Source organism: Rhodococcus sp. O3, assembly GCF_048897285.1.
Classification (GTDB): Bacteria; Actinomycetota; Actinomycetes; order Mycobacteriales; family Mycobacteriaceae; genus Rhodococcus.
In genome coordinates this window covers 1-11054 of the sequence record NZ_JBMBTE010000147.1, presented here as the reverse complement: position 1 = coordinate 11054, position 11054 = coordinate 1, and the positions used below count along the sequence as shown (strand labels likewise).

Here is an 11054-nt window from a genome sequence, read left to right as displayed (position 1 = left end):
ACATCCGACGTGCGCTCGGCGCTCGGTGCTTCGACCGTGCCGGCGAGTGCGTCGGTGACGGCGTCGAGCAGACCGCGGGCGTCGACCAGCACGTGGGAGCACACGAGCGAGACGACGGTGCCGCCGCCGGCGAGGGGAGCGGCCGTCAGGGCCCAGCCCGGGTGCCGCTCCGGGTCGACGTCGACCTCGGCCTGGGCGTCCGCCCACGCGAGGATGCCGTCGTCGGGGATCGGGGCGGTCGGGTAGTGCAGCGGCCGCGATTCGACACTCGGTTCGAATCGGGGGCGTGCGCCGGGCACGCGGGATCGCACGACCCGCCGGCCAAGCGGACCGCCGGCGAGCGCGTCGTGCAGGGAGATCAACAGCGGCAGGTCGACGGTGTCGTCGCTGCGCCACAGCCCCTGCATGACCACCGGCAGGCCGAATCCTCGGTGCCGGTGCAGGAAGATCTCGTCCACCACGCTGAGCCGGTTCACACCCTCGACCGTAGCGCCGACCGTTGACCGAAGAGATGAACTGAGGTTCAATTCTTGCGTGGCCTACCGCCGGACCGCTGCCGTCGAGCAGCGCCTCGAAGACCGTCGCGCCGCGATCGCAGCCGCCGCGGTCGCGTTGCTCTCCGAGCACGGCTACCGCGCGCTGTCCATCGCCGCCGTCGCCGAACGCGCCGGCGTCGCCACCGGCACCGTCTACCGTCACTACACCGACAAGTCCGAGCTGATGGTCCGGATCTTCCGCGACCTGTGCACCCGCGAGGTCGAGGCCGTGACCGCCGCGGCCTCCGCCGCCGGGTCCGGCACCGGGAAGGTCGCCGCGATCGTCGAGACCTTCGCGCAGCGGGCGCTGCGCAATCCCCGGCTCGCCTACACCCTGCTCGCCGAACCGGTCGACGCGGCGCTCGACGCGGAACGACTCGTGCTGCGCCGCGCGTTCGCGGCCGCGTTCGCCGACGCGATCGGGTACGGCATCGGCACCGGCGAGTTCCCCGAGCAGGACGCCGGCCTCGCCGCGGCCGCCCTCGTCGGTGCGGTCGGCGAGGTGCTCACCGACCCCCTGCACATCGGTGCCGCCGCGGCCGGCACCGTCCCCGACCTCACCGCATTCGCCCTCCGAGCATTGGGAGTTCCACGATGACCCCGACCTTCCCGCCCACCCACGAGGTGTTCAACCAGGTACCCGACCTCGTGCCCTACGACGCCGCCGACGACGCGTCGCTGCTCGAGGGACTGCGCCGTGAAGGCGCCGCCTGGGCCGAGGACGAGGTGCGCGCCCTCGGCGTCCTCGCCGGCGGCGCCCGCGCCCAGGACTGGGGCCGTCTCGCCAACGAGTACCCGCCCGTCCTGCACACCCACGACCGGTACGGCAACCGCATCGACGAGGTCGAGTTCCACCCGCACTGGCACGACCTGATGACCGTCGCCGTCGAACACGGACTGCACGGCGCGCCTTGGCGTGACCCGCGGCCGGGCGCCCACGTCGCCCGCGCCGCGAAGTTCTACACGTGGGGACAGGCCGACGCCGGGCACATGTGCCCGATCTCGATGACCTACGCGGCGATCCCCGCGCTGCGGCACAACCCCGAACTCGCCGAACGCTACGAACCGCTGCTCGCGGCACCCCACTACGACTTCGGCCTGCGCGAACCGAGTTCGAAGCGCGGGCTGATCGCGGGCATGTCCATGACGGAGAAGCAGGGCGGCTCCGACGTGCGCGCCAACACCACCACCGCGACACCGAACGCCGACAGCAGCCACACGATCATCGGACACAAGTGGTTCACCTCGGCTCCGATGTCGGATCTGTTCCTGACTCTCGCGCAGACCGAACACGGGCCGAGCTGTTTCCTGTTGCCGCGCGTGCTGCCCGACGGCACCCGCAACCGCATCCACATCCAGCGGCTCAAGGACAAGCTCGGCAACAAGTCCAACGCGTCCTCGGAGATCGAATACCAGGGTGCGACCGGCTGGCTCGTCGGACCCGAGGGGCGCGGTGTCGCGACCATCATCGAGATGGTCAACATGACCCGGCTCGACTGCGTCATCGGTTCGTCGATGGGAATACGGATGGCCGCGCTGCGCGCAGTGCACCATGCGCGCCACCGAAAAGCGTTCGGCGCGTTGCTGATCGACCAGCCGCTCATGCGGAACGTGCTCGCCGATCTCGTCGTCGAATCCGAGGCGGCGACGACGATGATGATGCGGCTGGCCGGCGCCACCGACCGTGCCTCGGGCGACCCGCAGGAGGCGGCGCTGCGGCGCATCGCACTCGCCGTCACCAAGTACTGGGTGTGCAAGCGGGCGCCGGCGCACGCCGCCGAGGCCCTCGAATGCCTCGGCGGCAACGGCTACGCGGAGGAGTCGGGCATGCCGCGGCTGTTCCGGGAGTCGCCGCTCATGTCGATCTGGGAGGGATCCGGCAATGTCGCCGCCCTCGATGCGCTGCGCGCCATGATCAAGCAACCCGACACCGTCGAGGCGTTCTTCACCGAGGTCCGGCTCGCCGAGGGCGCCGACCGCCGGCTCGACGACGCGATCTCCCGGGTCGGCAAGGAACTCGCCGACCTCGAGAACGTCGAATACCGGGCCCGGCGTGTCGTCGAACTCATGGCCCTGGTCCTGCAGGGTGCGCAACTGGTCCGCCACGGCCATCCCGCGGTGGCGGACGCGTTCTGCGCGAGCCGCCTCGACCACGACTGGGGCATCGCGCTGGGCACCCTGCCGACCGGTGTCGACACCGCTGGGATTCTGGCCAGGCTGTGACCCGGGGCATACTGGTAGGCATCGTCACCGGATCGAACGTGCGTGGAGCCCGTCATGATCAGATTCAGTAGATGGCGGGGGTGGGGGGAACGAGTCACGCTGGCCGTGACCGAGTACGACGCGCTGCGCGATGCCGAGCGGATCGTGCGGGACATCGTCATCGAGTCCGAAGCGGCCTGCAACCCGCAGCGCGGCGACGCGGAGATCCACGCCGTCAACCTCGCCCAGGGCATCCCGGTGCAGGTCAGCCCCCGACTGTCGGTGCTGCTGCGCTCGGCGTTGTGGGCGGCCCGGATGACCGGCGGCGTCGTCGATCCGCTGTCGGCCGACGACTCCGACCTCGACGAGGACTCCACGGCGCCGATCCACCCGCTCCCCACCTACCTCGACGTGCAACTCGACGGCGAGACCGTCCTCACCCCGTACGGAGTGAGCCTGGACATCAGCGAGACGGCGAAGGCCGACACCGTCGACCGGGCCGCCGCCGCGGTGGCCCGCGACCTCGAATGCGGAGTCCTGGTGCGGATGGGCGAGACGATGGCCACCGCCGGCAACTGCCCGGCCGGCGGCTGGCAGATCGACCTGCCCGGGGGCGGAACCGTCGAACTCCCGGCCGGTGCGGCCATGTCGACGCGCACGGCGGGGGACTCCGCGGAGTCTCTGTGGCGTGAGGTCACCGTCATCGCCGCGGACGCGGTGTGGGCGGACGCGGCCTGTGCGACCGCCCTGCGCCGCGGTCTCGGGGCGATGCGCTGGCTCGAGCAGTACGGGCTGCCGGCCCGCCTGTTCGACGAGAACGGCCACATCCACACCACCGCCACGTGGTCGAATCCCCGCGCCGCCTGACGGTCGTCGCCGCGAATGCACGGCTGCCGGTCAGAAGTACCGGATCAGACAGAATTCGTGCTCTTCGGGATCGGCCATGACGACCACCACCCCCTCGTCGTACTCGTGCCGTTCGCCGGTGGACCGGCCGCCGAGCGCGATCACCTGCGCTATCGCTTGATCGATGTCGTCGACGGCGACGTCGAGATGCAGACGCACCTTGCCGCTCTTGGGTTCGGGCACGGGTTGGAAGACCAGGCGCGGCTGCGGGTCGTCAGGGCGTCCGAGATAGACCCAACCGGGTTCGGACGGTCCCTGGGGGCGGCCCAGCAGGGCGCTCCAGAAGGCGGCCATCCCCTGCACATCGACGCAGTCGATCGTCACTCCGGCCCAGCGGTTCGCCATCGCGCCATTATCGTCCGGCATGCGAATTCGTCTACCGGTTCGGAATTCGCTCCTCCTGCAGCATGAGCGAATTCGCAGATGCCGCGGCCATTGTCAGCTCGTGCGCAGCCGCCGGTACTCGCGGATCAGCGCGTCCGTCGACGAATCACCGAGCGACGCAGGCTCTTCCGGCTCGGTCAGCGCCGGTTCCAGCGCCAGCGCCTGCGCCTTGCCGAGCTCCACACCCCACTGGTCGAACGAATCGATACCCCAGATCACGCCCTGCACGAACACCTCGTGCTCGTACAGCGCGATCAGCTGACCCAGTATCGAGGGGGTCAGCGACGGCGCCAGGACCGTCGTCGACGGGCGGTTGCCGGGCATCACCTTGTGCGGCACCAGCGCCTCGTCGGTGCCTTCGGCGCGGATCTGCTCGGCGGACTTGCCGAACGCGAGCACCGTCGACTGCGCGAAGAAGTTCGACATGAGCACGTCGTGCATCGAGCCGCGGCCGTCGATCGTCGGCAGGTCGTCGAGGGGGCGGGCGAAGCCGATGAAGTCCGCCGGGATCAGGTGCGTGCCCTGGTGCAGGAGCTGGTAGAACGCGTGCTGGCCGTTGGTGCCCGGCTCACCCCAGAAGATCTCCCCGGTCGGATAGTCCACCGTGGTGCCGTCCGAGCGCACCGACTTGCCGTTCGACTCCATCGTCAGCTGCTGCAGATACGCGGGGAACCGCACCAGATCGTTGCTGTAGGGCAGCACCGCGCGGGACTGCGCCCCGAGGAAGCTGGTGTACCAGACACCGAGCAGACCGAGCAGCACCGGCGCGTTCGATTCGAGCGGCGCCGTCGCGAAATGGGTGTCCATCGCATGGAACCCGGCGAGCAGTTCCGCGAACCGCTCCTTGCCGATCGCGGCCATCACCGACAAGCCGATCGCCGACCCCACCGAATACCGGCCGCCGACCCAGTCCCAGAACCCGAACATGTTCTCCGGGTCGATCCCGAACTCGACGACCCGCTCCTTGTGGGTGGACACCGCGACGAAGTGCTTCGCGACGGCGTCCTCGCCGAGCGCCGCGACCAGCCAGCGCCGCGCCGCGGTCGCGTTCGACAGGGTCTCGAGCGTCGAGAACGTCTTGGACGCAACGACGAACAGCGTCCGGGCCGGATCGAGACCCTGCAGGTTGTGGGTCAGATCCGCCGGATCGATGTTGGAGACGAACCGGGCCTCGACACCGGCGTCGACGTAGTGCCGCAACGCCCGATACACCATCACCGGGCCCAGATCGGAGCCGCCGATGCCGATGTTGACGACCGTGGTGATGCGTTCCCCGGTGGCGCCGCGCCATCGGCCGTCCCGGACCCGGTCGGTGAATTCACCCATCCTGTCGAGCACCGCGTGCACGTCGGCGACGACATCCTGGCCGTCGACGCTCAGCGTCACCTCGCGGGGAAGACGCAGCGCCGTGTGCAGCACCGCGCGGTCCTCCGAGGTGTTGATGTGCTCGCCGGCGAGCATCCGATCGCGGTGTGCTTCGACCCCGCACGTGCGGGCCAATTCGAGCAGTAACTCGCGGGTGCGGCCGGTGATCAGGTGTTTGCTGTAGTCGATGTACAGGTCGGCGGCGGTGAGCGTGAACGCCTCGGCGCGGTCCGGTTCCGCCGCGAACAACTCGCGCAGGTGCAGCGACTCGATCTCCGCACGATGCTCGGCGAGCTGTTGCCACGGGGCGGTTCGCGTCACGTTTTCCATGTCTCCAGAGACTAGTGCGGAACGGAAGTTACCGGTCGGTCGGAAACAGATGTGACATGCGGCGGCGCATGATGGGGACATGGACATCTCGGAGATGCTGCGAACCGTGCCCACCGATCTGTTCCTCGGCGGCGACTGGGTCGCTGCGGAGAACGGCGCGACCTTCCCCGTCCATGACCCGGCGACCGGGAAGGTCCTCACCGAGGTCGCCGACGCGAGTCCCGCCGACGCGGCCAGAGCGCTGGACGCGGCGGTCGCGGCCGGCCCGGAGTGGGCGGCGACCGCGCCCCGCGAACGCGGTGAGTTGCTGCGCGCGGCCTTCGCGGCGGTCACCGCCCGCGCCGAGGAGTTCACCTTGCTGATGAGCCTGGAGATGGGCAAGGCGCTGCCGGAGAGCCGCGCCGAAGCCCGCTACGGCGCCGAGTTCCTGCGCTGGTTCTCCGAGGAAGCGGTCCGCATCGCGGGCCGCTACACCCATTCGCCGGCCGGTACCGGGCGCATTCTCGTCACGAAGCAACCCGTCGGCCCGTGCCTGGCGATCACGCCGTGGAACTTCCCGCTCGCCATGGGCACCCGCAAGATCGGGCCGGCGCTGGCCGCAGGCTGCACGATGCTCGTCAAACCGGCGTCGGCGACCCCGCTGACGATGCTGCTGCTCGCCCGGGTGTTCGAGGAGGTGGGCCTGCCGAAGGGCGTGCTCTCGGTGCTGCCGACCTCCCGCGCGGGTGCGGTGACCGGCCCGCTGCTCGAGGATCCGCGACTGCGCAAGCTCACCTTCACCGGGTCGACGAGCGTCGGCCGCGCCCTGGCCGAGAAGGCAGGGCACGCGATGCTGCGCACGTCGATGGAACTGGGCGGCAACGCGCCGTTCCTGGTGTTCGACGACGCCGATCTCGACGCCGCGGTCGACGGCGCGCTCGCCGCGAAGTTGCGCAACGGCGGCGAGGCCTGCACGGCCGCGAACCGTATCCACGTCGCGAACTCCGTGCGTGAGGAGTTCGTCGCGAAACTCACCGAGAAGATGGCCGCCTACCGGCTCGGACCGGGCACCGACCCGGACACGACGCTCGGGCCGCTCATCGACGCCGCCCAGAAGGACACCGTCACCACCCTCGTCGACGATGCGGTCGCGAACGGTGCGCAGGTGCGGCTCGGTGGCAAGGCTCCGGACGGGCCGGGCTGGTTCTACCCGGCGACCGTCCTCGACGACGTCCCGACGTCCGCGCGGATCCTGCGGGAAGAGGTCTTCGGGCCGGTGGCGGCGGTGGCCGGATTCGACACCGAGGACGAAGCGATCGCCGCGGCCAACGCCACCGAATACGGGCTGGCCGCCTACATGTACACGCGCAGCCTCGACCGTGCGCTGCGGGTCTCCGAGGCGATCGAATCCGGCATGGTCGGCGTCAACCGCGGGGTGATCTCCGACGTGGCCGCGCCGTTCGGCGGGGTCAAGGCGTCGGGGATCGGACGGGAAGGCGGACATGAAGGCATCGAGGAGTACCTCGAAACCAAGTACATCGCCTTCGAGTAGGCCGGCGGCTACCGCCGGAAGGCCGTGCGGCTACCGGTCCAGGCGGCTGTGGCTACTACTGGCCGAGTCGGCCGCGGCCGAGGCGGAGCAGCAGCATCGCCAGGGTGTGACCCTCCTGGCCGAGATCGCTGAACCGCTCGAGCACCTTCATCTCACGGCTGTGGACGAGACGGGTGCCGCCGGAAGCCATGCGGGTGCGACCGATGATTCGCGAGACCTCGGTGCGGCGTTTGACCGCGGCGAGAATCTCGGCGTCGAGTCGGTCGATCTCCTTGCGAAGTTCGTCGATCTCCGCCTGGCTGGCGGGGACGTCGGCGGCAGAGTCGGATGTGGCAGCGTCGATGTTGGTGCTCATGTCATCTCCTCGCGTCAGAACTGGGATCGCTCCGGAACCGGTGGGCGTTACCGCCGGAGGTGGATCAGGACCGTGCGGTCAGGCGTCGGTGCTGGGACCGACACCGTAGTGCATCCTGTCCATCCGGTCGACAGCGGTCACATGACATGCAAACCAGTCTGCCATCCGTGGATTCCGGTCGCCAAGTAAGGGCGACCTGGCCGGAACGTCCGGATCGCCCGTCTACGCGATTGTCGGGGTCCGCCGGTAGTTTGGTACGACGATGAACACTCCCGTTGCCTTCGGCCACCCCGACTCCGATTCACCTCGGCGAGCGAGTGCGGATTCGTCCGACTCGCTGCTCGCGGGCCTGAATCCCCAGCAGCGGGAAGCGGTGACCCACGACGGTGGTCCACTGCTCATCGTCGCCGGCGCCGGCTCCGGCAAGACGGCGGTGCTCACCCGGCGGATCGCGTACCTGCTCGCCGAGCGCGGTGTCGCGGCCGGTCAGATCCTGGCGATCACGTTCACGAACAAGGCCGCGGCCGAGATGCGCGAACGCGTCGCGCAGCTGGTGGGGCCGCGCGCCAACAGCATGTGGGTCTCGACGTTCCACTCCAGCTGCGTGCGGATCCTGCGGGCCCAGTCGGCGCTGCTGCCCGGCATGAACTCGAACTTCACGATCTACGACGCCGACGACTCGCGCCGGTTGCTCACGATGATCGCCAAGGATCTCGATCTCGACACCAAGAAGTACTCGGCGCGCCTGCTCGCCACCCAGATCTCGAACCTGAAGAACGAGCTGATCGATCCGCAGGAGGCCGCCGCGGACGCGGACGGCGACCCCGCGGAGCTGCCGCGCATCGTCGCGACCGTGTACGCCCACTACCAGCAGCGGCTGCGGTCGGCGAACGCCTTCGACTTCGACGACCTCATCGGCGAGACGGTCGCACTGTTGCAGGCGCATCCGCAGGTCGCCGAGTACTACCGGCGCCGGTTCCGCCACGTGCTCGTCGACGAGTACCAGGACACCAACCACGCCCAGTACGTGCTGGTGCGCACGCTCGTCGGTGAGGCCGGGGACGGGAGTCCGGTGCCGCCGAGCGAACTGTGCGTCGTCGGCGACGCGGACCAGTCCATCTACGCCTTCCGCGGCGCGACGATCCGCAACATCGAGGAGTTCGAGCGCGACTACCCGGATGCCCGGACCATCCTGCTCGAGCAGAACTACCGGTCCACGCAGAACATCCTGTCGGCGGCCAACTCCGTCATCTCCCGCAACACCGGACGCCGCGAGAAGCGGCTGTGGACCGATTCCGGCGAGGGCGATCTCATCGTCGGCTATGTCGCCGACAACGAACACGACGAGGCGCAGTTCGTCGCCGCGGAGATCGATCGGCTCACCGCCGCCGGGGAGATCAAGTTCGCCGACGTCGCCGTCTTCTACCGCACCAACAACTCCTCCCGGGCACTCGAGGACGTCTTCATCCGCCACGGCGTGCCGTACAAGGTCGTCGGCGGGGTGCGCTTCTACGAGCGCAAGGAGGTCCGCGACCTGGTCGCGTACCTGAAGGTGCTTGCCAACCCGGACGACACGGTGAGTCTGCGCCGCATCCTCAACACCCCGCGCCGCGGCATCGGCGACCGCGCCGAGGCGTGCGTCGCGGTGCACGCCGAGCGGCTCGGGATCGGTTTCGGGCAGGCGCTGGCCGACGCCGCCGCCGGCAAGGTCGCGTTGTTGAACACGCGTTCCCAGAAGGCAATTGCCGCGTTCACCGAGATACTCGACGGGCTGCGCGCGATGCTCACCGAAACCGACTCGGACGGAAACGAACTCGTCGACCTCGGTGATCTGGTGGAGGCGATCCTCGAACGGACCGGCTACCGCGCGGAACTCGCCGCGAGCGACGACCCGCAGGACGGCGCCCGCCTCGACAACCTCAACGAGTTGGTCAGCGTGGCAAGGGAATTCAGCTCCGATGCGCGCAATGCCGCGGGCCTGGAGGACATCGAGCGGGACGAGGGCGATCCGGAACCGGGATCGCTGCCCGCCTTCCTCGAGAAGGTCTCGCTCGTCGCCGACGCGGACCAGATCCCGGAGAACGACGACGGCGTCGTGACGCTGATGACGCTGCACACCGCCAAGGGCCTGGAGTTCCCGGTCGTGTTCGTCACCGGCTGGGAGGACGGGCAGTTCCCGCACATGCGCGCGCTCGGCGACCCGGCCGAACTGGCCGAGGAACGTCGCCTGGCGTACGTGGGGATCACGCGGGCCCGACGCCGGCTCTACCTCAGCCGCGCGGTCCTGCGCTCGTCCTGGGGTCAGCCCGTGTCGAACCCGGAATCGCGTTTCCTGCAAGAGATTCCGCAGCACCTCATCGAATGGAAGCGGGAGGAGCCGGTTCGTTCGGCCGGTCACGCCATCGGATCCGGACGCTCACGCGGCTACGGCGGCGTCGGATCCGGATCCGGATCCGGTTTCGGCGGCGGGTCGGGCTTCGGCGGCGGCTCCGGATCGGGCGGCGGGTTCGGCAGCGCGCGCGCCCGCAACAACCAGCTGGTGCTCGCGGTGGGGGACCGGGTCAGTCACGACAAGTACGGGCTCGGGACGGTGCTCGAGACGAAGGGGTCGGGACCGACCGCGACGGTCGTCATCGACTTCGGAAGTGCCGGCAAGGTGCGGCTGATGCTCGTCGGCGGCGTGCCGATGGTCAAGCTCTAGGGGAGAGATAGCGCCGGGGCTCCGGTAACGGGGTTCCGGCGCCGCGCGGGGTCCGCCGACCGTCGCCGGTGAGCTGGTTCAGTCCTGCTCGATGCCGAGGCTGATACCGCGGGTCGCGAGCCACGGAACCGGGTCGATCTTGTCGGTGCCGTTCAGATGCACCTCGAAGTGCAGGTGCGGGCCGGTCGAGAAGCCGCGGTTGCCCATCGTCGCGATCTGGTCGCCCGCCATGACCTGCTGGCCCACGCTCACCAGGGTCTGGTCGACGTGTCCGTAGACGGTGACGGTGCCGTCGGCGTGCTGCAGGCGGACCCACAGGCCGAAGCCGGAAGCGGGACCGGAATCGATGACGACGCCGTCGGCGACCGCGAGGATCGGGGTGCCGATCGGGCCGGCGATGTCCACGCCTGCGTGCAGGGTGCCCCAGCGGGCACCGAAGTTCGAGGTGAACGTGCCGATGGCGGGGAGGACGAACAGCGGGCGACGGGCGGCGGCCTCGCGGGCGGCGCGCTCCTCGCTGAACCGCTGGCCCTTCGCGAGCAGGTTCGAGAACTGGGAGAGATCGTTCGGGTCCGCGATGTTGAGGACCTGCGGCGCCTGCGACGGAGCAGCGCCGTCCGAGGCGGTCGCGGCGAACTGGGAAGCCTGGGGTACCGCGGTGGCGGTGATGACGTTCGAATCGGACTCGTTCGCAGCGAGTGCGACCTCGGAGTGCTCGGACCCCTGAGAGGGTCCGTTCGTTGC

General features: G+C 69.6%; 9 protein-coding genes and 1 pseudogene. 5 read left to right on the top strand and 5 right to left on the bottom strand.

Annotated elements, in window-relative coordinates:
* Positions 1 to 476 (bottom strand): annotated as a pseudogene (locus tag ACN675_RS25240) (hypothetical protein); the annotation flags it as partial.
* Between the two features lie 58 nt (positions 477 to 534).
* On the opposite strand from ACN675_RS25240, the gene ACN675_RS25235 reads away from it, so the two are divergent.
* Genes ACN675_RS25235 through ACN675_RS25225 form a run of 3 tightly spaced genes read left to right on the top strand, consistent with a single transcriptional unit; the run spans position 535 to position 3605 of the window.
* Positions 535 to 1134 carry a TetR/AcrR family transcriptional regulator gene (locus tag ACN675_RS25235; protein ID WP_420753438.1) on the top strand — a complete coding sequence of 200 codons (600 nt, stop codon included), beginning with the start codon at positions 535 to 537 and terminating at the stop codon, positions 1132 to 1134.
* On the top strand, positions 1131 to 2759 hold the full coding sequence (locus ACN675_RS25230) for an acyl-CoA dehydrogenase family protein (RefSeq protein WP_420753437.1): 1629 nt from the start codon (positions 1131 to 1133) through the stop codon (positions 2757 to 2759). The genes ACN675_RS25235 and ACN675_RS25230 overlap by 4 nt, the downstream gene beginning before the upstream one ends.
* A gap of 54 nt (positions 2760 to 2813) precedes the next feature.
* Positions 2814 to 3605, top strand: coding sequence for an FAD:protein FMN transferase (locus ACN675_RS25225; RefSeq protein WP_420753436.1), 792 nt, complete (start codon positions 2814 to 2816; stop codon positions 3603 to 3605).
* 30 nt (positions 3606 to 3635) lie between these two features.
* Here the strand turns inward: ACN675_RS25225 and ACN675_RS25220 are convergent, their stop codons facing one another.
* Positions 3636 to 4010: a VOC family protein gene (locus ACN675_RS25220; protein ID WP_420753435.1), complete on the bottom strand. Its 375-nt coding sequence runs from the start codon at positions 4008 to 4010 to the stop codon at positions 3636 to 3638.
* A 72-nt stretch (positions 4011 to 4082) separates the two neighbouring features.
* A complete protein-coding gene (gene pgi / locus ACN675_RS25215) occupies positions 4083 to 5723 on the bottom strand; it encodes a glucose-6-phosphate isomerase (RefSeq protein WP_420753434.1) in 1641 nt (546 codons plus the stop codon).
* Positions 5724 to 5802: 79 nt separating this feature from the next.
* On the opposite strand from pgi, the gene ACN675_RS25210 reads away from it, so the two are divergent.
* The gene (locus ACN675_RS25210) at positions 5803 to 7254 is read left to right on the top strand and encodes an NAD-dependent succinate-semialdehyde dehydrogenase (RefSeq protein ID WP_420753433.1); all 1452 of its coding nucleotides are present in this window, start codon (positions 5803 to 5805) and stop codon (positions 7252 to 7254) included.
* 55 nt (positions 7255 to 7309) lie between these two features.
* Here the strand turns inward: ACN675_RS25210 and ACN675_RS25205 are convergent, their stop codons facing one another.
* Entirely contained in the window at positions 7310 to 7609 is a 300-nt protein-coding gene (locus ACN675_RS25205; RefSeq protein ID WP_197255404.1) for a chorismate mutase, read from the bottom strand.
* Between the two features lie 262 nt (positions 7610 to 7871).
* Here ACN675_RS25205 and pcrA point away from each other — a divergent pair, with 262 nt between their 5' ends.
* Positions 7872 to 10310 carry a DNA helicase PcrA gene (pcrA, locus tag ACN675_RS25200; RefSeq protein WP_420753432.1) on the top strand — a complete coding sequence of 813 codons (2439 nt, stop codon included), beginning with the start codon at positions 7872 to 7874 and terminating at the stop codon, positions 10308 to 10310.
* 78 nt (positions 10311 to 10388) lie between these two features.
* On the opposite strand, the gene ACN675_RS25195 is transcribed toward pcrA, so the two are convergent.
* A partial coding sequence (locus tag ACN675_RS25195; protein ID WP_420753431.1) for a M23 family metallopeptidase occupies positions 10389 to 11054 on the bottom strand: 666 nt, incomplete at its 5' end.

Coding starts and splice junctions, on each gene's coding strand:
- pgi (WP_420753434.1), bottom strand. CDS start 5,723: ATGGAAAACGTGACGCGAACCGCCCCGTGGCAACAGCTCGCCGAGCAT.
- ACN675_RS25210 (WP_420753433.1), top strand. CDS start 5,803: ATGGACATCTCGGAGATGCTGCGAACCGTGCCCACCGATCTGTTCCTC.
- ACN675_RS25230 (WP_420753437.1), top strand. CDS start 1,131: ATGACCCCGACCTTCCCGCCCACCCACGAGGTGTTCAACCAGGTACCC.
- ACN675_RS25225 (WP_420753436.1), top strand. CDS start 2,814: ATGATCAGATTCAGTAGATGGCGGGGGTGGGGGGAACGAGTCACGCTG.
- ACN675_RS25205 (WP_197255404.1), bottom strand. CDS start 7,609: ATGAGCACCAACATCGACGCTGCCACATCCGACTCTGCCGCCGACGTC.
- ACN675_RS25220 (WP_420753435.1), bottom strand. CDS start 4,010: ATGCCGGACGATAATGGCGCGATGGCGAACCGCTGGGCCGGAGTGACG.
- pcrA (WP_420753432.1), top strand. CDS start 7,872: ATGAACACTCCCGTTGCCTTCGGCCACCCCGACTCCGATTCACCTCGG.